Origin of the sequence: Sphingorhabdus sp. YGSMI21 (genome assembly GCF_002776575.1) — a bacterium.
Taxonomy (GTDB): Bacteria; Pseudomonadota; Alphaproteobacteria; order Sphingomonadales; family Sphingomonadaceae; genus Parasphingorhabdus.
This window is the reverse complement of record NZ_CP022548.1, coordinates 798943-820021: the sequence shown is the minus strand read 5'-3', so window position 1 is coordinate 820021 and position 21079 is coordinate 798943. Positions and strand designations below refer to the sequence as shown.

General features: G+C 59.2%; 21 protein-coding genes. 16 read left to right on the top strand and 5 right to left on the bottom strand.

All coding sequences use genetic code 11. The annotated features are described in order from the left end of the window. Window positions 1-10 precede the first annotated feature (10 nt). From CHN51_RS03895 to CHN51_RS03865, 7 genes are all read left to right on the top strand, one after another. Entirely contained in the window at window positions 11-2821 is a 2811-nt protein-coding gene (locus CHN51_RS03895; RefSeq protein ID WP_100092843.1) for a helicase-related protein, read from the top strand. A gap of 105 nt (window positions 2822-2926) precedes the next feature. Beyond that, window positions 2927-3133: a S4 domain-containing protein gene (locus tag CHN51_RS03890; protein ID WP_240616938.1), complete on the top strand. Its 207-nt coding sequence runs from the start codon at window positions 2927-2929 to the stop codon at window positions 3131-3133. Between the two features lie 104 nt (window positions 3134-3237). Continuing rightward, window positions 3238-3576: a ferredoxin FdxA gene (fdxA, locus tag CHN51_RS03885; protein WP_100092842.1), complete on the top strand. Its 339-nt coding sequence runs from the start codon at window positions 3238-3240 to the stop codon at window positions 3574-3576. 292 nt (window positions 3577-3868) lie between these two features. Continuing rightward, window positions 3869-4399 (top strand): CarD family transcriptional regulator, encoded by a 531-nt coding sequence (locus CHN51_RS03880; protein WP_100092841.1) that lies wholly within the window; start codon window positions 3869-3871, stop codon window positions 4397-4399. Window positions 4400-4549: 150 nt separating this feature from the next. Further along, window positions 4550-5296 (top strand): head GIN domain-containing protein, encoded by a 747-nt coding sequence (locus CHN51_RS03875; RefSeq protein ID WP_100092840.1) that lies wholly within the window; start codon window positions 4550-4552, stop codon window positions 5294-5296. Window positions 5297-5359: 63 nt separating this feature from the next. Further along, window positions 5360-5983, top strand: a complete 624-nt coding sequence (locus CHN51_RS03870) for a class I SAM-dependent methyltransferase (protein ID WP_100092839.1) — start codon at window positions 5360-5362, stop codon at window positions 5981-5983. Then, window positions 5980-6687, top strand: a complete 708-nt coding sequence (locus CHN51_RS03865; protein WP_100092838.1) for a DUF2807 domain-containing protein — start codon at window positions 5980-5982, stop codon at window positions 6685-6687. The genes CHN51_RS03870 and CHN51_RS03865 overlap by 4 nt, the downstream gene beginning before the upstream one ends. Here CHN51_RS03865 and CHN51_RS03860 read toward each other — a convergent pair whose 3' ends face one another. Then, window positions 6688-6897 carry a hypothetical protein gene (locus CHN51_RS03860; protein WP_100092837.1) on the bottom strand — a complete coding sequence of 70 codons (210 nt, stop codon included), beginning with the start codon at window positions 6895-6897 and terminating at the stop codon, window positions 6688-6690. Window positions 6898-7058: 161 nt separating this feature from the next. On the opposite strand from CHN51_RS03860, the gene CHN51_RS03855 reads away from it, so the two are divergent. After that, window positions 7059-7262 (top strand): hypothetical protein, encoded by a 204-nt coding sequence (locus CHN51_RS03855; protein WP_100092836.1) that lies wholly within the window; start codon window positions 7059-7061, stop codon window positions 7260-7262. A 51-nt stretch (window positions 7263-7313) separates the two neighbouring features. Continuing rightward, window positions 7314-8672, top strand: coding sequence for a sorbosone dehydrogenase family protein (locus CHN51_RS03850; protein ID WP_100092835.1), 1359 nt, complete (start codon window positions 7314-7316; stop codon window positions 8670-8672). A 1-nt stretch (window position 8673) separates the two neighbouring features. On the opposite strand, the gene CHN51_RS03845 is transcribed toward CHN51_RS03850, so the two are convergent. After that, window positions 8674-9504, bottom strand: coding sequence for an ATP-binding protein (locus CHN51_RS03845; protein ID WP_100092834.1), 831 nt, complete (start codon window positions 9502-9504; stop codon window positions 8674-8676). Window positions 9505-9506: 2 nt separating this feature from the next. Further along, window positions 9507-11258, bottom strand: a complete 1752-nt coding sequence (locus CHN51_RS03840; protein ID WP_100092833.1) for an acyl-CoA dehydrogenase — start codon at window positions 11256-11258, stop codon at window positions 9507-9509. A 52-nt stretch (window positions 11259-11310) separates the two neighbouring features. Here CHN51_RS03840 and CHN51_RS03835 point away from each other — a divergent pair, with 52 nt between their 5' ends. From CHN51_RS03835 to CHN51_RS03805, 7 genes are all read left to right on the top strand, one after another. Further along, complete coding sequence (locus tag CHN51_RS03835; protein WP_100092832.1) at window positions 11311-12270, top strand: L-threonylcarbamoyladenylate synthase; 960 nt, start codon at window positions 11311-11313, stop codon at window positions 12268-12270. Window positions 12271-12386: 116 nt separating this feature from the next. Beyond that, complete coding sequence (aqpZ, locus tag CHN51_RS03830) at window positions 12387-13109, top strand: aquaporin Z (RefSeq protein ID WP_100092831.1); 723 nt, start codon at window positions 12387-12389, stop codon at window positions 13107-13109. A 135-nt stretch (window positions 13110-13244) separates the two neighbouring features. Next, the gene (locus CHN51_RS03825; RefSeq protein WP_100092830.1) at window positions 13245-14297 is read left to right on the top strand and encodes an efflux RND transporter periplasmic adaptor subunit; all 1053 of its coding nucleotides are present in this window, start codon (window positions 13245-13247) and stop codon (window positions 14295-14297) included. A 36-nt stretch (window positions 14298-14333) separates the two neighbouring features. Then, the gene (locus tag CHN51_RS03820; protein WP_100092829.1) at window positions 14334-17411 is read left to right on the top strand and encodes an efflux RND transporter permease subunit; all 3078 of its coding nucleotides are present in this window, start codon (window positions 14334-14336) and stop codon (window positions 17409-17411) included. Window positions 17412-17421: 10 nt separating this feature from the next. Continuing rightward, window positions 17422-17955, top strand: a complete 534-nt coding sequence (gene msrA / locus CHN51_RS03815) for a peptide-methionine (S)-S-oxide reductase MsrA (RefSeq protein ID WP_100092828.1) — start codon at window positions 17422-17424, stop codon at window positions 17953-17955. Window positions 17956-17964: 9 nt separating this feature from the next. Beyond that, window positions 17965-18834 (top strand): UTP--glucose-1-phosphate uridylyltransferase, encoded by an 870-nt coding sequence (locus tag CHN51_RS03810; protein ID WP_100092827.1) that lies wholly within the window; start codon window positions 17965-17967, stop codon window positions 18832-18834. 49 nt (window positions 18835-18883) lie between these two features. Next, a complete protein-coding gene (locus CHN51_RS03805) occupies window positions 18884-19153 on the top strand; it encodes a DUF6726 family protein (RefSeq protein ID WP_100092826.1) in 270 nt (89 codons plus the stop codon). A gap of 1 nt (window position 19154) precedes the next feature. Here the strand turns inward: CHN51_RS03805 and CHN51_RS03800 are convergent, their stop codons facing one another. Both CHN51_RS03800 and CHN51_RS03795 read right to left on the bottom strand, forming a co-directional pair. Next, window positions 19155-20174 carry a M48 family metallopeptidase gene (locus CHN51_RS03800; RefSeq protein WP_100092825.1) on the bottom strand — a complete coding sequence of 340 codons (1020 nt, stop codon included), beginning with the start codon at window positions 20172-20174 and terminating at the stop codon, window positions 19155-19157. 6 nt (window positions 20175-20180) lie between these two features. After that, on the bottom strand, window positions 20181-20861 hold the full coding sequence (locus CHN51_RS03795; RefSeq protein ID WP_100092824.1) for a LysE family translocator: 681 nt from the start codon (window positions 20859-20861) through the stop codon (window positions 20181-20183). Between the last annotated feature and the right edge of the window lie 218 nt (window positions 20862-21079).

Below are 21079 nucleotides of genomic sequence, written 5' to 3'. Positions count from 1 at the left end.
TGTATCGGCAATGTCCCCGTTTTCCCAGTCGTCTCTTGTCGCCGTTCTCGGCCCGACCAACACCGGCAAAACCCATCTTGCCATCGAGCGCATGTGTGCCCATTCGAGCGGGATGATCGGCTTTCCGCTGCGCTTGCTGGCGCGCGAGGTCTATGACCGGGTTGTGGCGCTGAAAGGTGTCAACCGGGTAGCGCTGGTCACGGGTGAGGAAAAGATCATTCCGAAAGACGCGCAATGGTTCCTGTGCACCGCAGAAGCGATGCCGATGGACCGGGAATTCGCCTTTGTCGCGATCGACGAGGCGCAAATCGGCATTGATCCCGAACGCGGCCATATTTTCACCGACCGGATGCTGCACGCGCGCGGCCGCGAGGAAACGATGATCCTCGGGTCCGAGAGCCTGCGCCCACTGATCGAGGCCTTGCTGCCCGATGCCGAAATCGTCACCCGGCCCCGGTTTTCGACCCTCAGCTATGCCGGCCCGCGCAAGCTCTCGCGCTTGCCGAGGCGTTCGGCCATCGTCGCCTTCTCGCTCGAGGATGTATACGCGATCGCCGAAATGCTGCGGCGCCAGCATGGTGGCGCGGCGATCGTCATGGGCAGCCTGTCGCCGCAGACCCGCAACGCCCAGGTCAAAATGTACCAGGACGGTGAAGTCGACTATCTTGTCGCCACCGATGCGATCGGCATGGGGCTCAATCTCGACGTCACTCATGTCGCCTTTGCCGCGCTGAAGAAATTCGACGGTCGCCGCCGCCGGCCGCTCACCCTGGCGGAAATCGGACAGATTGCCGGGCGCGCCGGCCGGCACCAGAAGGACGGTAGTTTCGGCGTGCTGACCGGCCTTGCCACGTCGGACGAACTGCAGCCGGAGGATATCGAAAATCTTGAATCGCATCATTTCCCGAAGCTGGAATGGCTCTACTGGCGCAACGCCGAGCCGGATTTCGGTTCGGTCGACCGCCTGATCGGCTCGCTGGAGGAATTTCCGCAGGGTCGCCGGTTGCAGGCGGCTCCGGAAGCGGTCGATCTGGCGGTATTGAAACGGCTGGCGCAGGATCAGGCGGTGGCCGGTCTCGCGCAATCACCCGACAAGATCCGGCTGCTCTGGGAAGCGGCCTCCATCCCAGATTTTCGCAAGGTCGGTGCCGATCACCAGGCGCGCTTCGTCGCTTCGCTCTGGCCGCATCTCGCCAGCGGATCGGGTCGCATTCCCCACGCCCGGATGGCGCAGGAAATTGCCCGGCTGGAAAATGTCCAGGGCGATATCGCCACTTTGGGCGCGCGGATCGCTGCCGCGCGCAGCTGGAGCTATATCGCGCAAAAGTCCCGCTGGGTGGAACAGCCCGAAGCGATGGTTGACCGGACCCGGGCGCTGGAGTCGCGCCTCAGTGATGCCATGCACAGCCAGCTGACCCAGCGTTTCGTCGACAAGCGGACACGGGTGTTGATGCGCGGTCTGCTGAAAGATATGTTGCATCAGGATGTCATCGTCGATGACGATGGCAAGGTCCTGGTCGAGGGACAGGAAATAGGAACACTCAAGGGCTTTCAATTTGTCGTGCCTTCCGATAGCCGGAGAGAAGATCGAAAAATGCTGCTGGCTGCGGCAGAAAGATATTTGGGACGGATTATGACGGACAATGCAGACGCTCTTGCCAAGGCACCGGACTCCGTTCTGGAGCTGGTTGCCGATTCGGCCGGACAGCCGGCAATCCTCTGGGGCGACAGCCGGCTTGCGGTCCTGACGAAGGGCAAGACGCTGTTGCAACCCGAGATCAGGTTCGAGCGCTCGATCAAGGATATGACGCCCGAGGACAGCCAGAAGGTCATGGACCGGGTCAAGGCCTGGGTTGATTCGATGAAGGCGAAGCATTTGCAGGGGCTGGTCAAGATTGACGCTCTTGCCAACGAGCCGGCAACGCCGCCGGCGGTGCGTGCGCTGTTCGCGCAGATTGTCGACGCGGGCGGGATTCTCTCGCGGCGCGAAATCGATCAGGCCGTCCGGGCGCTCGACAATGATATGCGCGGGCACGCGCGCCGCGCCGGTCTGGTATTCGGCGCGCTCGATATTTTTCACCACGCGCTGATGAAGCCCGGTGCTGTGCTCTGGCGGACGGCCTTGTTTGCCGCCTATGACGAAGAGCCGATGATCGAACAGGCGCCAGACAATGCGGTGCATCTGAAACAGGGGACATTCTCCTCTGCCGGCCATGCCACGCGTCTCGGTTTCCGCAGGATTGCCGACGAATATGTCAGGGTCGACATGGTCGAGCGACTGGTCAAGCAGGCACATGAGGCCCGCAAGCAGGACGCGGTATTCGCTGTGGACTCGGCTCTGGCAACATCCCTCGGCCTGTCGAAAGCCTGTCATGAAGCGCTGCTCGATCTGGCAGGCTTTGTCAAAACCGATGACAAGCCGGCGCCGGTCGAAGCGCCTGCCGCTGCGGCAGATCCGGTGGTCCCGGCGGACGCGGAGGCCACGGCGTCACAGGAAGCCAGTGCTGCCGACACCGGCACGGAAGCGGAAAAGCCTGCCACACCGGACGCGGTTGCCGACACGGCGGATGCGGCGAAAGCGACAGTGGAAGAGGTTTCTTCCGACGCAGAATCCGATCCGGCAGAACCGGCACCGGCCGTTCAATATTGGCGCTGGAAAGGCATGGCGCGCAAGAAAAACCAAAGCTATTTCAAACCCCGCGAGAAGCACCAGAAAAAGAACAAGGGCGCGCCCGCCAAGCGCAAGGCGGAACCGGTTCTCGCCACCGCTGGCGGGGCCTTTGCCGAGCTGGCGGCGCTCCGGGACAGCATGAAGAAATAGGATGCAGGCTTGAGCGGCAGGGCGGAGCAACGCATCCTTGCAGCACAGCCCGTGCTGCGGATCGACAAGCTGCTCTGGTATCTGCGCTTTGCCCACAACCGGGTGATGGCCCGCAAGCTGGCTGAAAAGGGACATGTCCGGCTGAACGGCCGGCGGATCGAACGGGGCCATGTCCGGGTTCGGCAGGGCGATATTCTCACCGTACCGCAGGGCCATGACGTGCATGTGGTGCGCATCATTGCGCTACCCGAACGTCGCAGCAGCGCTTTGCAGGCGCAATCCTGTTATGAGATATTGCAGACTGGTAATTGAAATAGCGGCCAAACCAACTGTTGACGTGTCAGAAATTGCGCAATAGCTAGGACAAATTCTGCCGTCCTGAAATCGTGGGCCGGTATTGGGGAGTTTAAGACCAGATGACCTATGTTGTTACCGAAGACTGTATCAAATGCAAATATATGGACTGTGTGGAAGTCTGTCCGGTGGACTGCTTTTACGAAGGCGACAATATGCTGGTCATCAACCCCAGCGAGTGCATTGACTGCGGCGTCTGCGAACCCGAATGCCCGGCCGAGGCGATTCTGCCCGACACCGAAGACGGGCTGGAAAAGTGGCTCGAGATCAACACGAAATTCTCCGAAGAATGGCCGAACATCACGGTCAGCCGCGACCCGCCAGCCGATGCCGACGAATATAAGGGCATGGAAGGCAAGTTCGAGGCCTTCTTCTCCGAAAAGCCCGGCGCTGGCGACTAAGCCCGGATTTGGCCGGAACAGCCGTTCCGCGATATTGTTGCGCCAGGACAGATAGAATTTGTCATCCAGATGCCGGAAATGGGCATTTCTGGTCATGATGAGTTGTGCAATGCAACGATAAATTGCTTTTTTGTGACGAATCTGCTACATAAGCATCACTTGGCGGCTGGACACCTGAGGAAGCGGGTGGTGTTCGGTCGTTAAACATATGTACGGAAGGGTTTTTTCGTCACTTTGTACGAAATTCGAACGTTAGCAGCGTTCTTTTCCATTTATTCAAGAAAGGCTTTTTATGGCTGCGAATGTGCTGTCCTTTGATGTGGGCGATTATGTTGTTTACCCAAAACATGGCGTTGGACGGGTTATTGAACTGCAAAATGAAGAAATTGCGGGCATGCAACTCGAACTTTATGTTTTGCGCTTTGAAAAAGAACGGATGACCCTTCGGGTTCCGACCAACAAGGCAGAAGGCGTAGGAATGCGCAAATTGTCTTCCGACAAAACACTCCGTGAAGCCATGGAAACCCTGAAAGCCAAGCCCAAGGTCAAGCGGTCGATGTGGTCGCGCCGGGCGCAGGAATATGAAGCGAAGATCAACTCGGGCGATCTGGTCTCGATTGCCGAAGTGACCCGCGATCTTTTCCGCGCTGACGACCAGCCCGAACAGAGCTATTCCGAACGACAGATTTTCGAAGCGGCATCGAGCCGCCTCGCCCGCGAACTGGCGGCGATGGAAGAAACCGACGAGCCGACGGCTCTGGCGAAAATTCTCGATATTCTCAATATTGCGGCACCGCAATATTATGAAGTGAAAGAAGATTAATCGATAGCGTTCCGGCGTTTGTCGAAATTGAAAAGGGGCTGACACAGAGATGTGGCAGCCCCTTTTTTTTGTCCGGAGGAGCAGCATTTTTCAGTTGATCTCCATCCGGCGCGGGCGTATTAGTCGATTAATACAGCAACGGAGGCATGGATGAAGAGAATATTGTTTTTGGCACCCTTATTGGCGCTCGCGGCTTGCGAAGGGTCGATTGTCGATGCCGTGGGCGATGCCGCATCCAGCTCCGGCAGCAGCTTTGCCGACGGCAGTGCCATCGGCACCAGCGCCAGCAATCCCGGAGCGTTCGAAGGCGTCACTCTGGCCGGTCCCGATGATGTGATCTTCACCACCGCGGATGATTTCTCGATCCGGGCGGAAGGCGATTCAGACGCGATCGAACAGTTGCGCTACAAAATATCCGGTGACGAGATCAAAATCGGTCGCGATGGTGATGACAAATTCTGGGGCGATAGCGGCAAGGCCACGATCTATATCAGCGCGCCGTCGCTGAAGAACGCCAAGCTCGCCGGATCTGGCGATATGCAGGTCGATGCGATGACCACGGATTCGTCCGCGCTGAGCATTGCCGGTTCGGGCAATATCAGCGTGGCAAAAATCAATTCGGCTTCGCTCCGTTCCAAGATTGCCGGTTCCGGTAATCTGGCTCTCGCGGGCACCGCGGAATCCATCGAGATTTCGATCGCCGGTTCCGGTGATATCAGCGGCAAGGATCTGAACGCGAAGAGCGCCACCATAGCGGTTGCCGGCAGCGGCGATGTCGAGCTGTCCTCCGACGGATCGGTCGACGCTAATGTCATGGGATCCGGCGATGTCCGCATCCATGGCGATGCGAAGTGCAAGTCGCGGGTAATGGGCAACGGTACCGTCAAATGCGGTTGATCGCCCGGCCATCTCGCTGAAATCGCTTGGCGATCTGTCGCCGCTGTGGCAGATTCGCCCGCGATGGCAAATCTATGGGATAAATATGCGGTACCGAAGCTGATCCGCTTCGCCTGTTCGCAGCCGGCGGTGATGAAGGACCGCAGCCAGATCGTGCCGAAAGCCGATGGCGATGTGCTCGAACTGGGCTGCGGCGGTGGCATCAATCTGCAATTTTACGACCGGTCCAGGGTCAACAGGCTGACCGGACTCGATCCCTCCGCGGGACTGCTCGACTATACCCGCCAGGAAGCGAGCGAGCGCGGTTTCGACATGGAAATATGCGACGGTATCGGCGAGGACATGCCCTTTGCCGATGCCAGTTTCGACACGGTGCTGACCACATTCACGCTCTGCTCAGTTCAGGATGGCGATCGGGTGATGTCGGAAATGCGGCGGGTCCTGAAGCCCGGCGGCAAGATCCTCTTTCTCGAACATGGCCGGGCACCCGACAAGGGGCCGGAAAAATGGCAAAGGCGCATCGAACCCGTGTGGAAGCATATCGCCGGCGGTTGCCATCTGCACCGGCCGGTGGCCAGGGCATTTGAAGCCAACGGCTATAAGCTGATCGAAAATGCCGGCCATTATGCGCCGAAGACCCCGCGCTGGCTCGGCTGGATGGAATTCGGCGAAGCGAGGCCGCTATGAGGTTCCTCTCGATAGTTTTGCTTTCCGTCGCCTTGCTGCTGCCCGCTGTGGCGCAGGCTGCAGAGCGGAAATTTTCCCTGTTCGGTTTTGACGATATCCGGATCGGCAATGGCGTGAATGTGGTGCTGATGTCGGGCAAGGGTCCCTCTGCCCGCGCAGAAGGAGAGACTCGCGAGCTTCTGGATCGGGTATCGCTGCAGCGAAACGGCAAGCAGTTGATCGTCTCGGTGCGACCCAAGTCGCTGGACCGTGACAATTATGATGGTGACGGACCGGTAACCCTGTATCTTAGCAGCTATGCGATCAGCAATATCTTGCACCTGGGATCGGGCCGGGTGACTCTCGACAAATTGTCTGGCCGCAATCCGCGCGTCCGTCTTGGCGGCTTTGGCACATTGCATATCGATGCCATCGATGCGGACCGGCTGGATCTGGCAATGACCGGCGGCGGGCAAGTGACGATGGCGGGCGAGGTACGCGACGCCCGGATCGAACTGCAGGGAGCCAGCATGTTTGAAGGCCCGGAACTGACGGTTGAAAAGCTGACGCTGATCCACCGCGGACCTGCGAGCAGTCAGATGACGGTGACGCGGGAAGCGATCATTACCAACAATGGCACCGGACGAATCAATATCGCCGGCAGGCCCAATTGTACGGTGAGAACCGACGGGGCCGCCACGATCGTCTGCAACCCCGACCGATAGCTAGTGAACCGTGCCGATTGACTGGTCGATTGCCAGCAAGATGCAGAGCCGTTCGACCTGCCGCCATTTGCAATAATGGAGATGATTGCCCAGAGACCGGCTCTTGTCGGCGCGGTTGGCTGCTTCCAGACCGGCTTCCTCGCCATAATTGGTGATCAGTCGCTCGGCATCGCTATAATGGGTGGAGTCAATGAATACGGGTAGTTGCATTTATGGCTCCTGTTTCGGGAGACTTCTTCGTCTCCAAGCTCATCACCGTCTTTACGGTCGACCGGTGGAAATATCTTCAAAAGCTAAGGTTACCAGAACGTTAAGCATAGTCATGCGGGAAGCTCTGGTCATTCTCCACGTTGTGGTTTAGGGCAGCGGCCATGAATCCAGAAACCCCCGAACCTGCTTCCAAATCTTCCGCAGACGGCGTGAAAAACCGCAGTGGCGGCGGCATATTCATTGCGATCGGCGCGATAGCCGGCGCTTTTATCGGCGGCTATATGGGACAGCCTTCTGCCGGCTTGCTGGCCGGACTGGCGCTGGGCGTGCTGGCGGCACTGCTCATATGGTGGAAGGGCCGCTGACCATTTCAGACCGCGCTTGTCAGGACGATTGACGCCACCTATTATCCGCGCATGCTGAAACATATTAGAAATATCGCGATTCTGCTCATCGTTCTGGGGATCGGGGCAGGATATTATTTCACCCGCGGCGATACCGCGCGCTTGCCGCTCGATGCGACCACCGGCGTCGAACCCGATCTGACCAATGTCCGTACGGAAAAATTCCCGACCATCAATATCGCCAAGGCCGAACCCTGGGGCGAGGGTGAAGGTCCGGTGGCAGCCGAAGGCTTTGTGGTTGAGCGGTTCGCCGAGGGGCTGGACCATCCGCGCAGCATGTTTCGCCTGCCCAATGGCGATGTGCTGGTGGCGGAAACCAACAGCCCGCCGCGGACCAACAGCGGAATCGAAGGCTGGATCATGCGCAACCTGATGAGCAAGGCCGGAGCGGGCACCGAATCGGCCAACCGGATCAGCCTGCTGCGTGACAGCGACAAGGACGGCAAGGTCGACGAGACATTCGCCTTTCTTGAAAATCTCAATTCGCCGTTCGGCATGGCGCTGATCGATGATACGCTTTACGTCGCCAACACCGATGCGGTCTATGCCTATCCCTATGCGGAAGGCGACACGAAAATCACAGCCGAGGGTCGCAAGGTTGCCAATCTGAACGCGAAGGCTCCGAACAATCACTGGACCCGCGATCTGCTGGCCAGTCAGGATGGTAAATATCTCTATATCTCGGTCGGTTCGAGCAGCAATATCGGTGAAAACGGCATGGATGTCGAAAAACAGCGCGCTGCCATTTTGCAGGTCGAACTCGCGACCAACAAAAAGTCCATCTACGCCGATGGCATGCGCAATCCGGTGGGCATGGCCTATCTGCCCGGTACCGACAAATTTTATACCGTGGTCAACGAACGTGACATGCTGGGCAGCGATATGGTGCCCGACTATCTGACCGAAGTGCGCTGGGGTGCGCATTATGGCTGGCCCTGGCATTTCTGGGGCGGTCATGTCGACCCGCGGGTCGATCCGAAAAATCTTGATCACCGGCAATATGAGCGGCGTCCGGATTACGCGTTAGGCGCGCATGTCGCGCCGCTTGGCCTCGCCTTTTCCCATGGTCAGGCGCTGGGCAAGCCCTTTGCCACCGGTGCGGTGGTCGCGCGCCATGGTTCGTGGAACCGCCAACCCCTGTCCGGCTATGATGTGATCTATGTCAATTTCAACCAGCGCGGCGAGCCGGAAGGCAAGCCGGTCACGATCCTGAGCGGTTTCGTCGATGACGAGCAGCAGGCGCGTGGCCGTCCGACAATGGTGGCCTTTGACCAGACCGGCGCCCTGCTGGTCAGCGACGATGTCGGCGGCATTATCTGGCGGGTCTCGCGCAAGGATGCGGCCAAACCGGCTGCGGTGGCCGAGGAATAGGCTAGGACAGAAACGTGCCGGCCCGTCCGGCCAGTTCGACAATATATTGCCATGCCACCCGGCCCGACCGGCTGCCGCGCTGTTTCGCCCAGAGCAGGGCATCCTCGCGATCGAATTCCAGCCCGTGGACCTCGGCATAGCGGGCGATGATCGCGAGATAGTTGTCCTGTGATGCGGCGTGGAAGCCGAGCCGCAGGCCGAAACGGTCGGAAAGCGCCAGCTGGTCATCGACTGCGTCGCGCGGGTTTACCGGATCGTCCTGCTCGCTCATCTGGCGCGGTACGATGTGGCGGCGGTTCGAAGTGACATAGAGGCGGACATTGGCCGGCCGCTGGCTGGCACCGCCCTCCAGCATCGAGCGTAGCGTGCGCGGTTCGCTGCTGCCCTCGGAAAAGCCGATATCGTCGATAAAGATAACAAACCGCCGCTGCGACGATGCCAGAAGTTCGAATAGCGCCGGGAGCGTCTCCAGATGGTCCGACGGTGCCTCGACCAGGGCAATATCCTCGCCTTGCGCCTGCAGCGTCCGGACCACCGCCTTGGCGAGGGCTGATTTTCCCATGCCGCGCGAGCCCCAGAGCAGCACATCATGGGCGGCGTGACCCTGCGCGTGGCGGGTCGTATTGTCCAGCAGGCGGTCTTTCTGCTGATCAATGCCGGTGAGCAATTCGATTTCGGTCGGCTGGAACGGCGCAATCGCCCTTGCGGTGCGTCTGTCCCACAGAAACGCCTCACCGGACGCCAAATCGAGCGGTTCTGCAACTGGCGGAGCCAGACGTTCGAGCGCATCGGCAATGCGTTCCAGCACGTCCCTGTTGCCCGTGTCGGTCATGATCAGCCGGCCAGCTCGGCGCTGCTCAGGCTGTATAATATATCCGCTCCGCCCGTTGCTGCCGCTTTCAGGCCCAGCGCTTCGGGGACGATATGATCGAGATAATAGCGGGTGGTCACCAGCTTGGCCTTGAGGAAAAGATCATTCCCGCCGCCCAGTTCCGCCTTGGCAATCCGGTGCTGCTTCTTCATCAGCATGCCGCAGGTCGCGGTCGCCAGCATGGTCATGAAGGCATAGCTTCCCGCTAGCCGGTCATCGATCGACGCGTCGCCGCTCGCCATCCACTGTCTGATATTCTCGCAGCTGTCGGCGAGCGCCAGCAGGCTCTCTTCATCCTTCGCCTCGTTGCGAATTTCGGCGATAAATGTCTGCATAGCCTCGCCGCCGTCCAGCCCCAGTTTCCGGCCAACCAGATCGGCGGCCTGGATGCCGTTGGTGCCTTCGTAGATCGGGGCAATCCGGGCGTCGCGGAAATGCTGTCCGGCCCCGGTTTCCTCGATGAAGCCCATGCCGCCGTGCACTTGCACGCCGAGCGAGGCGACTTCATTGCCGACATCGGTGCCATAGCCCTTGATCAGCGGTGTCAGGGTTTCGGCGCGGGACTTGGCTCCTTCGATGCCGAGGGTAGCGCGGTCAACGCTCGACGTTGCATAATAGAGCAACGCGCGGGCAGCCTGCGTCAGCGCCTTCGACCGCAGCAGCATCCGCCGGACATCGGGATGTTCAATGATCGCAACCGGTTCCTTGCTACCGCTTCCGGCGCGGGCCGACTGGACCCGTTCCGTGGCATAATGGCTGGCCTGCTGGGTGGCGCGTTCGGCGATCTGCACGCCTTGCGAGCCGACATTGATGCGAGCATTGTTCATCATCGTGAACATCGCCTTCATGCCGCCGAACTCGCCGCCGATCATTTCGCCGATACATTCGTCCTGCTCGCCATAAGCCATGACGCATGTCGGCGAGGCGTGGATACCGATCTTGTGCTCGATCGACACGCAGGTCACATCATTGGGCGCGCCGGGCTTGCCGTCGGCATCGAGATGGAATTTTGGGACGATGAACAGCGAAATCCCGCGCGTGCCCTCGGGTGCTCCCGGGGTACGGGCAAGCACGAGATGGATGATATTGTCGGTCAGATCATGTTCGCCGAATGTGATATAGATTTTCTGCCCCTTGATCCGGTATTTGCCGGCATGTTCGCCCTCCGTGATCGGTTCGGCAGTCGAGCGCAGCGCGCCGACGTCGGAACCGGCCTGCGGCTCGGTCAGGTTCATCGTGCCGGTCCAGGCGCCGGAAATCAGATTGGGCAGATATTGGGCCTTCTGCTCGTCGGACCCGTGGACATGGATCGCCTCGATCGCGCCGAAGCTGAGCATCGGGCACAAGGTGAAAGCGAAATTGGCCGCGCCGCAGGTTTCGAGGATCAGCGCCGAGAGCGAATAGGGCAGGCCTTGGCCACCAAAATCTTCCGGGCCGTCAATCGATGCCCAGCCGCCTTCGACGAATTGCGCATAAGCCTCCTTGTAACCCTCGGGCATGGTCACGCTGCCGTCCTGCCAGCGCGCGCCGACCGTGTCGCCGATCCGGTTGAGCGGTGCAAATTCTCCAGCCGCAAATTGTCCGATGCCTTCGACAATCGCTTCGACCATATCCTCGCTCGCACCGGCAAAGCGCTCGTGGCTCGCCAGTTCGCCGATATTGGCGATATGTTTGAGCACAAAATTCTGTTCGCGACCGGGGGCTGTAAAACTCATCTATTTGCTATCCGTTGTTGCCTGATTTTCCGCTGGGCTATAGCGCAGGGTCATGTCCGGCTCAAATGATCATATTGGCGGCGAAGCGCGCCGTTACGGCAATGCGACTATTGGCGAGGCCGTGGCCCGTCTGCGCGCAGGCGGACTGGTCGCTGTGCCGACGGAAACCGTCTATGGTCTGGCTGCCGATTCGACCAATGCCGCCGCCGTGGCGGAGATATACAGGACCAAGGGCCGACCGGATTTCAATCCGCTGATCGTTCATGTCCCGGATCGCGAATCAGCCGGAAAACTAGGCAAATTTGACGATCTCGCGTCGTTGTTCGCGGACGCCTTGTGGCCGGGGCCTTTGACGATTGTGGTGCCGAAGCGTGACAATTGCCCGGTTGCGGCTGCTGTTACGGCCGGTCTCGAAACGATCGCCCTGCGCTGTCCGGCGCACCCGGTGATGCGCGAGTTGCTCGAACAGTCGGGGCTGTATCTCGCCGCGCCGTCGGCCAACCGCAGCGGCGGGATCAGCCCGACAACGGCGGAGCATGTCACGCGCAGCCTGGGCGCCAAGGTGCCGTTGATACTGGATGGTGGCCCCTGCGAACGGGGGATCGAATCGACGATAATCGCCGTGGCCGGCGGAGAATACCGGATATTGCGACCCGGTCCGGTCACAGAAGCGCAACTGGAAGCCGTCGCCGGGAAAGCGCCGATATTGGCAGACACCAACCTGATCGAGGCGCCCGGCCAAATGCTGTCGCATTACGCGCCATCGAAGCCGTTGCGCCTCAATGCTGAAACCGCTGCGGATGATGAATATCATATCGGCTTTGGAAATCTGCCCGGTGACCGGAATCTTTCACCGGATGCGGATCTCGCAGAAGCCGCCAGTCTTTTGTTTGCCGCGCTTCATGACGCTGACGCGAGCGGCAAGCCGCGAATTGCCGTCGCACCCATCCCGAACGCCGGCATCGGAAACGCACTGAATGACCGGCTGCGTCGCGCTGCAAGCCCCAGATAACCGCCAGTTTACATAACATTACAGGCCATCGCCTTGGAGAAACGGGATATCTGCCATAGGGTAAGGCGATATGGCGCGAGCTGATGCTGCGCTTCGACCGGAGAGGGAGAGATATCGTGACTGCTTTGCAAAAATCCTTGGCTGAGTTTCTGGGGACATTCTGGCTTGTTTTCGGAGGGTGCGGGAGCGCGGTGATCTCGGCCGCCTATCCAGAGGTCGGTATTGGTCTATTGGGGGTTTCTCTCGCCTTCGGACTAACTGTTGTCACCATGGCCTACGCTATTGGCCATATCAGCGGGTGCCACCTCAATCCCGCCGTCACCATCGGCCTCTGGATGGGAGGGCGTTTTCCAGCGCACGAAATTCCCGTCTATATCATCGCACAGGTCGCTGGCGCGACGATTGCCGCCGCCGCGCTCTATCTGATTGCTTCGGGCAATGCGGATTATAGTCTTGCGATAAACGGCTTGGCATCCAACGGCGTCGGCGAACATTCGCCCGGCGGTTTCGCGATAGGCTCTGGCATCGCGATCGAAATATTGCTGACCTTCTTCTTCCTGCTGATCATATTGGGTGCGACGGACGGCCGGGCACCGGCTGGCTTTGCACCACTGGCGATCGGCTTGGGATTGACGCTGATCCACCTGATCAGCATTCCTGTAACCAATACCTCGGTTAATCCGGCGAGAAGCACCGGTCCCGCCCTGATCGAAGGCGGTATCGCTTTGTCGCAGCTATGGGTTTTCTGGGTGGCACCAATCGTCGGCGCGGTCCTGGCAGGTATCGTCTACAAGGTCATGGGCGGTTCCGGCCAGGAGATCGTCGGCACAGAAAATTAATACTGACTCTTTAATAGCACATTTCACGGGCCGGGTTTCATAATCCGGCCCTTTTTGGTTTGAATTCGCAATTTTCTATTGGACCGCGCCCGATAGCGACTTAAGACAAATTGATTAGGGGTGATAGTGCGCAATATGACGCTTGGCAGAACGATAGTATCGATTTTCGGCGGTCTGGTTTTCATGACCGGATGCAGTGTCAGCGAACCAGAGGCAAAGCCCAGCTCCTCCGAGCCGATCCCGGCAGCAGTGGCCACGGTCCAGCCGGCGAGCGAGAGCGAAGTCCTGAATGCCGCCGGGACCGTTCGCTTGCGCCGCGAAACTGCGCTGGGCTTTACCACCGACGGTAAAGTCGCTTCCGTCCGTTATGAAGAAGGTGACAGGGTCAAGCAGGGCGCGATTCTGGCGGCTCTGGACGGCAGTACAGTGGCTGCAGATCTGAGCGTGGCGCGCGCCGAGCGGGATCGTGCCGAAGCGGAATATGAGCGGATTGCGAAATTGTTCAAGGACGGCTGGGTAACCAAATCCCGGCTCGAACAATCCGAAGCGACAGCGCGCGCGGCGCGGGCCCAGATCGAGGCCACGGAATTCGCCAGCCGCACGTCCTATATCCGCGCCCCGAGTAGCGGTATCATTCTATCGCGCAATATCGATGAAGGGCAAATAGTGACCGCCGGCATGACCGCAATGATATTGGGTGAAATCGACAAGGGTTTCGTCTTGCGGGTGCCGATGACCGATGCCGATGCCGCCCGTATCAGCGTCGGCATGCCGGCCAAGGTCTTGCTGTCCGCGGTTTCCAAGACGCCGCTGGATGCAGTGGTCAGCGAGAAGGACGGGCGGGCAGACGAGCGGACCGGAACTTTCGAGGTGAATTTCCGGCTCCCTGCGAGCGATCGACTGCGGTCCGGGCAATTGGGCATGGTAGCAGTGCAGGTGCCCCGCGAGGGCCAAGCGACCTTCGTCATTCCCGCCAACGCGATATTCGGGGTCCGCACCGGTGAAGGCCTTGTGTTCGTGGTCGATGACAAAGACCGGGTGAAGCAGCGCAATGTCCAGATCGGAAAATTGACCGACAGGAATCTTGAAATTCTCGCTGGCCTGTCGGCGGGCGAGGTGATCGTGACCCGGGGCGTCGAGAAGCTGAGAGACGGCGATTTGATCAAACCCATCCGGCCAGTACGATGAGCATCAACTTTTATCAAAAGGATTGCCGGGTCTGAGATGCTTGCCCGCTTCGTCATTTCCCGCTGGCAGCTCTCTTCGGTCCTGTTCATCCTGCTCACACTGCTGGGGCTAACCGCGCTCAGTGGTATTCCAAAAGCCGTCGATCCGCATTTTCCCATACCTGCTGTCAATATCATCGCAATCCAGCCGGGCGCCGATGCGCAGGAAATGGAAGAGACGGTTGCCAAGCCGATCGAAGACGTCGTTCAGGGACTGGACGATATAGCGGAAGTGCGATCAACGAGCACCGATGGCGGAACCGTCATCCGGGTCGAATTCAGCCGATGGTCCGGTGATGTCGACGGCTATTTCGATGACGTGGTGCGGGAAGTATCCGCGATCCGGGACGAGATGCCGGCCGGACTGCAGAAGCTGGAGTTTCGCAAGATCCGCACGACCGAGGCTGCGGTCATGCAGGTGGCGCTGGTCAGTGAAACCGCTTCGTGGCGGCGGATGGAAAAATATGCCGAAGATATGGCCGATATTTTTATGCGGAATTCCGGCGTTCGGGAGGCCAGAATTTTCGGCCTGCCGCAGCCGGAAGTCAGCGTGGAGGTAAAGCCGGAGCGGCTTTCCGAACTGCGCGTTCCGGCCAGTGCAATAGCCGATGCCGTCCGTCAGGGCGGGGCCGACTTGCCCGGTGGAGCAGTCCAGAGTGGCGAACGCAGGCTGAATGTGGAAGCAGGCGGCGCGTTTCGGGACCTTGATGCCATTCGCGGATTGCCTTTGCGGGCATCGAGTGGATCGCTTTTGACCGTCGATGATGTTGCAGACGTCAGCTGGGGCGCGGAGGAGCAGCTTTATCGCGCCCGTCACAATGGTCAGCGCGCTGTGTTTCTTACTGTTACACAAAAAGATGCTGTTGATGTCACGCGACTGAAGCAAGAACTTGATGTGGTAATGGATCAGCAGCGGCTGGTGCTGCCTCCGGATATCGAGCTGGTCATGCAGTTTGACCAGAGTCGCGACGTGAAACGGCGATTGAACGAACTGACGCGCGACTTTTCCATTGCTATCGCTTTGGTGATTTTCACACTTTTTCCGCTTGGATTGCGCTCTTCGGGCATCGTCATGATCTCGATTCCGCTCTCGCTCGCTTCGGGTCTGCTCGTGCTTTATGCGATGGGATATAATCTCAGCCAGCTTTCCATTGCCGGCTTTATCGTTTCGCTGGGGTTGCTGGTCGACGACAGTATCGTCGTGACGGAAAATATCGCGCGTCATTTGCGAATGGGCAAAACCAGAACCCAGGCGGCGATCGAGGGCAGTCTGGAAATCCGCGCTGCGGTTATCGGCTCCACCGCGGTGCTGGTGCTGGCATTCGTGCCATTGCTGTTCCTGCCCAGCGGTGCCGGCTCCTATACCCGGTCTTTCTTCATAGCGATCATTGCGACGGTCATTTCTTCGCTGATAATCTCGCTGTCCCTGATCCCTTTTCTCGCCAGTCGCATGTTGCGACGGGATGAAAATCCGGAAGGCAATCGCGCGCTGCGCTGGGTTAACGACAAGATCCAGCGCTTCTATCGTCCCTTCTTGCACATAGCTCTGGCGGCGCCGGTCAAGACGGTGGTGCTGGCCATGGTCTTGTGCCTGTCGGCTTTTGCGCTGGTGCCAAGCCTCGGCTTCTCGCTATTTCCTTTTGCCGACGCTCCCTATTTCCGGGTTTCGGTGGAAGCGGAACAGGGCAGCAGTCTGGATCGTACCGACCGGATCGTGGCTGAAGTGACGAAAATTCTGGAGACGGAACCCAGCATCAAAGTACGGGCGGAAAATATCGGCAACGGCAATCCCCAGGTATTTTACAATGTCGGTCCGAGGGCCGAGCGCATCAATTATGGCGAAGTGTTGGCGGTGCTGGACGAATGGGACACCCGGGAAGGTCCGGAAATGATCGACCGGTTGCGCAAGCAGCTCGACCAGATTGCAGGCGCGCGGGTGAAGATCGAGCTGTTCCAGAACGGTACGCCGGTGGAAGCACCGATTGTCATCCGGGTGTCCGGCCCGGAACTGGATACGCTCAAGCAATTGTCAGGGACGATTGCCGATGTTCTGCGCAAAACGCCGGGTGCCCGGGATATCGTCAATCCGGTGGAGACCGACAAGATCGATCTCGACATCGGGTTGAACGAGAAGAAAGCGGCCCTGCTCAATATTCCATCGGGCGAACCGCGGCGCGCCATCCGGCTGGCGATCAGTGGCGAACGGGCAGCCTCTTTCCGGGATCAGGAAGGGGATATTTATCCGGTGACGGTTCGCTTCCCGTTTGAGGGTAATCTGCCGATATCGGTGCTGGACAAGATCTACGTCGCAACGCGCGCCGGCGACCCGGTGCCGCTGGCCCAGATCACGGATCCCAAGCTGACCAATGTCACTCCGCAAATCCAGCGGCATCAGTTGCGCAGGACGGTGCTGGTTACCGCCCAGGTCGATTTCGGCGAAGTTCCCTCGACGGTCAATGACCGTGCCGTGGAACAGCTGGAACAGATCAAGTTTCCCGAAGGCTATGATTGGTCCATCGGTGGCGAGGCCGAGAAAATCGGCGAAACATTCGGTAATTTCGGTCCCCTGATCCTGACCGCATTCATGTTGATCTTTGCGGTTCTGGTGGCCGAGTTCAGGCGGTTCCGCGAAACGATCGTGGTGGCGGGCGTTATCCCGCTGGGCACGGTTGGCGGCATTCTCGCCCTCTATTTCACCGGCAACTCGCTGAGCGTCATGGCGCTGATCGGCTTTATCGCGCTGATCGGGATTGAAATCAAAAACTCGATTTTGCTGGTCGATTTCACCAGCCAGCTGCGCGCGCAGGGCATGGGATTGCGCGACGCGATCGAGAAAGCCGGGGAGGTCCGGTTCCTGCCGGTGCTGCTGACATCGATCACGGCGATCGGCGGCTTGACGCCGCTCGCACTATGGGGCGGAGCACTTTATGCGCCATTGGCGGGGATCATCATCGGCGGGCTGATCAGTTCGACCCTCTTGTCTCGGGTGGTAACACCCGCCATGTATCTTCTTGTCGCCAGGCGCGATGAAGCGCGGGGCATTGCAAATGAAGGGGGCGAGACTGCCACCCTGTAAAGGAGTTTATATGGCCAAGCAGGAAGCCATTTTTGCCGGTGGCTGTTTTTGGTGCACCGAAGCGGTGTTCAACGATATTGCCGGAGTCACTTCCGTCGAAAGTGGTTATATTGGCGGCGCCAAGCCCGACCCGACCTATCGTGAAGTCTGTTCCGGGACCACGGGGCACGCCGAGGCGATCAAGATCGGTTTCGACGATGCGGTCGTCAGCTATGCCGATCTGCTGGATATTTTCTTCGCTACCCATGATCCGACCCAGCTCAACCGGCAGGGCAATGATATCGGCACCCAGTACCGGTCGGCGATTTTCCCGCTCGACGACCAGCAGCGCGCCGAAGCCGAAGCCGGCATCAAGCGGGCGGCAGAGGGGCGTGCCGAACCGGTTGTGACCACTATCGAGGGGCCGGCCCCCTGGTATGTGGCGGAAGACTATCATCAGCAATATTGGGCTGACGAAGGGCGCTCCAATCCTTATTGTGTCGCCACCATCCCGCCGAAACTGCAAAAATTGCGGACCAGCTTCGCCAACAAGTTGAAGGACTAGGACAGAAATATGAAACCGATCAAAAAAGCCGTGTTCCCTGTTGCCGGCATGGGCACCCGTTTTCTGCCGGCGACCAAGGTCATGCCCAAGGAACTGTTCCCGATCGTCGACCGGCCGTTGCTGCAATATGCCGTCGACGAGGCGCTGGAGGCCGGGATCGAGCAGATGATCTTCGTCAACGGTCGCGGCAAGGGCATGATCGAGGATCATTTCGACATGGCGTTTGAACTCGAGCGCAATATGGCTGACCGGGGAAAAGACCGGTCGGTGCTCGAAGGAACCCGGCTCAAGCCCGGTGACTGCGTTTTTGTCCGGCAGCAGGAGCCCTTGGGGCTCGGTCATGCCATCTGGTGCGCGCGCGACATCATCGGTGACGAGCCATTTGCCATCTTCCTGCCCGACGAGTTCATGGTCGGTTCGCCTGGTTGCATGAAGCAAATGGTCGACGCCTATAACAAGCTTGGCGGCAATATCGTCTGTGCCTTGGAAATTCCGATCGAGAAAACGCCCTCATATGGTGTCATTGATCCCGGTTATCGCGACGGTCCGATCACCGAGGTCAAGGGGCTGGTCGAGAAACCGGCCGCCGGCACCGCGCCATCCAACCTCATTCTGCCCGGCCGCTATATTCTGCAACCCGAAGTGATGCGGATCCTGGAAACCCAGGCAGCGGGCGCTGGCGGCGAGATACAGCTGACCGACGCGATGGCGCAGATGATCGGCCAGCAGCCGTTCCACGGTATGACCTTTGACGGCAAGCGCTATGATTGCGGGTCGAAACAGGGCTATGTCGAAGCCAATCTGGCGCTGGCGCTGGCCCATCCGGAGATTGGCAGCGACATCAGGGAAATAGCAGAGAAATTGCTGGCGGAGTCCTGAATCTTTCAGGCGATCACGATGCCGGCACGGAGCAATTGAGGAGCATATCATGCGCATATCACCCATATTGACGGCCGCTCTTGTTCCCCTGCTCTTGTCCGGCTGCGTCAGCAAAATCGTAACGGCGCCGTTCAGGGCCGCCGGTACGGTTGTCGAGACCGCAGTGGATGCGACCACCCAGACCCAGTCCGAGAGGGAAGAGGATCTGGGACGCAAGGCGCTGGCCGACCGGAAAAAGCAGCGCGACCTGTGCCTTGATGAAGCGCGCAACAAGCGGGAACGCCGCAATTGCAAGGACGCCTACAAGGACGACAATTGAGTCAGTCGGACCCGGTCAGCAGTGGCGGCGCATATTTGCCATCGACAGGTTCCATCGCGTCCATTTTTGCAATTTCTTCTTCGAATAGTTGCACCCGCTTCTTCCAGCGGTAATGAGTCGAGGCGGAGAAGATGCCCTTGCCATGTTCCTTGCCGTAGCGGGTCCAGAAAAGGATCGCCGCCTGCGGGTCATAGCCGGCATTGGCCATCAGCCAGACCGATAGCCGGTCCGCTTCAATCTCGGTTTCCCTGATCCGGCCGGCGCTCTTGCCCAATTGGCCGAAAAAGCCGCGATTGACCTGTTGCGCGTCGAGCCGGTCGCGGTGTTTCAGCAGATTATGCGCCAGTTCATGCGCGACAACGGCAGCAAATTCGTCATCGCTCAGAAAATATTCGGCAAGCCGCGAGGAAACGCTGACCAGCCGACCATCGGCGGTGGCGCTTCGGTCGGCGCTGACCCGGATCTGGAATTGCCCTGCACATGTCTCGACCGGTTTGATCGGTACCGTCCGGCGGACGCCACCTTCCGATATGGTCAGTTGCACTTCGCCCGCGGCGAGCATCTGTCGAAACACCCGGTTGATCGTATCGATCCGGCGATAGGCCGGTTCTTCGATCGACGACTGCGAGAGATCGACCGCGATATCCTCGATCGCCTTGTTGTTGATCGCCAGAAGGCTGTTCCCCGGCGACAGTTCCGCCGCCGCAGCGGGGCTGTCCGGAGCCACGGCCGTGATCCCTATCGCGCCATCGAATCCGAGCGCGAAACGGGCGGTTTCCTGATCGGCATATTGGGCGACATCATTCAGTAGCAGGCCGGTTGTGGCGGCTTTTTGATCGCAATAAGTGGCATTGGCGCTGATCAGGCGAAAGCCGATGGTGTTCATCCGCTGGTCCAGCAGTTGCAGGCCTTTCAAAGCCAATATCGTTTCCGCGCTAACCTCACTATCGGGCTCCTCCTGCGCCGACAGCGGCGCGGAAAAGCTCAGGACGAGGAGGAAAGGCCATATTCTGTTCATCATATTTATCTAGCCAATCGCGCCTTGCGGCAGGTTGAGCGCGCTCTGCAGCGCGCTGTCATTGAGGTTCCACAATGCCAGTATCAAGGCTGCGCCCAACAATATAGCCGCAGCGATTTTCCGGAACAACGGTTGAGCCTGGTCGGCATTGCCGAGATTACGCGCCTTTGACGCGAGCGCGGCATAAAAGGTCAGGCCGGTGGTTTCGGTAAAGACGGTTAGCGCGGCGAGAATAGCGAACTGGAGCAGCAGATTGCCGTCCGGGTCGATGAAGGGCGGGATGAACGCGGTGTAGAACAGCAGCGCCTTGGGATTGGACATGTGAACGGCCAGACCATTGACCAATCCCTTGGCAAAACCGGCGCGGCGGGCGGTCTGGCTGGCAAGCCTGCCGGCACTGCCCTTCAGCATCCCTATTCCCATCCACGCCAGATAGGCGACGCCGATCCATCGGAGGACTGCATAAGCCGTAGGCACGGCGTTGATCAGGGCAATGAGGCCAAAGGCGGTCAGAGCGTACCAAATGAAATTGCCGAGATTGACCCCGACGATCGGCCCCAGGGCCCCGCGCATGCCGCCCGCCGGACCATGGGGCAGGGCATGGCTGACGGTGACCATGGTGGCCGGCCCCGGCGTGAAGCAGAACATCAGGTCGGCGATGACAAAAAGCAGGATGGTCTCGAGCGGCATTAATTATCGGGCCTGTTTTCCTGATGAACTTTACAAACTTTACAGTGTTATGAAAAAATCAAACTCTTCACGAAATTTGCAGATTCAATCCGTCGGGAACAACCCCGATATATGGCGGAAAAGTCCCGTTCGCAGCAAGATGGATCGGCATTTTCCAGGTCATGGGGAAAGGCTACTAGATCCGGACGATGTAGGACAGCAAAACTGTGCGCAGCTCT

Bases quoted from the DNA above. Each gene is read 5' to 3' on its own strand.
- msrA (WP_100092828.1), top strand. From the start codon at position 17,422: ATGGCCAAGCAGGAAGCCATTTTTGCCGGTGGCTGTTTTTGGTGCACC.
- CHN51_RS03800 (WP_100092825.1), bottom strand. From the start codon at position 20,174: ATGATGAACAGAATATGGCCTTTCCTCCTCGTCCTGAGCTTTTCCGCG.
- fdxA (WP_100092842.1), top strand. From the start codon at position 3,238: ATGACCTATGTTGTTACCGAAGACTGTATCAAATGCAAATATATGGAC.
- CHN51_RS03820 (WP_100092829.1), top strand. From the start codon at position 14,334: ATGCTTGCCCGCTTCGTCATTTCCCGCTGGCAGCTCTCTTCGGTCCTG.
- CHN51_RS03850 (WP_100092835.1), top strand. From the start codon at position 7,314: ATGCTGAAACATATTAGAAATATCGCGATTCTGCTCATCGTTCTGGGG.
- CHN51_RS03825 (WP_100092830.1), top strand. From the start codon at position 13,245: ATGACGCTTGGCAGAACGATAGTATCGATTTTCGGCGGTCTGGTTTTC.
- CHN51_RS03880 (WP_100092841.1), top strand. From the start codon at position 3,869: ATGGCTGCGAATGTGCTGTCCTTTGATGTGGGCGATTATGTTGTTTAC.
- CHN51_RS03805 (WP_100092826.1), top strand. From the start codon at position 18,884: ATGCGCATATCACCCATATTGACGGCCGCTCTTGTTCCCCTGCTCTTG.
- CHN51_RS03835 (WP_100092832.1), top strand. From the start codon at position 11,311: ATGTCCGGCTCAAATGATCATATTGGCGGCGAAGCGCGCCGTTACGGC.
- CHN51_RS03895 (WP_100092843.1), top strand. From the start codon at position 11: ATGTCCCCGTTTTCCCAGTCGTCTCTTGTCGCCGTTCTCGGCCCGACC.
- CHN51_RS03890 (WP_240616938.1), top strand. From the start codon at position 2,927: ATGGCCCGCAAGCTGGCTGAAAAGGGACATGTCCGGCTGAACGGCCGG.
- CHN51_RS03860 (WP_100092837.1), bottom strand. From the start codon at position 6,897: ATGCAACTACCCGTATTCATTGACTCCACCCATTATAGCGATGCCGAG.
- CHN51_RS03795 (WP_100092824.1), bottom strand. From the start codon at position 20,861: ATGCCGCTCGAGACCATCCTGCTTTTTGTCATCGCCGACCTGATGTTC.
- CHN51_RS03845 (WP_100092834.1), bottom strand. From the start codon at position 9,504: ATGACCGACACGGGCAACAGGGACGTGCTGGAACGCATTGCCGATGCG.
- CHN51_RS03865 (WP_100092838.1), top strand. From the start codon at position 5,980: ATGAGGTTCCTCTCGATAGTTTTGCTTTCCGTCGCCTTGCTGCTGCCC.
- CHN51_RS03875 (WP_100092840.1), top strand. From the start codon at position 4,550: ATGAAGAGAATATTGTTTTTGGCACCCTTATTGGCGCTCGCGGCTTGC.
- CHN51_RS03855 (WP_100092836.1), top strand. From the start codon at position 7,059: ATGAATCCAGAAACCCCCGAACCTGCTTCCAAATCTTCCGCAGACGGC.
- CHN51_RS03840 (WP_100092833.1), bottom strand. From the start codon at position 11,258: ATGAGTTTTACAGCCCCCGGTCGCGAACAGAATTTTGTGCTCAAACAT.
- CHN51_RS03870 (WP_100092839.1), top strand. From the start codon at position 5,360: ATGGCAAATCTATGGGATAAATATGCGGTACCGAAGCTGATCCGCTTC.
- CHN51_RS03810 (WP_100092827.1), top strand. From the start codon at position 17,965: ATGAAACCGATCAAAAAAGCCGTGTTCCCTGTTGCCGGCATGGGCACC.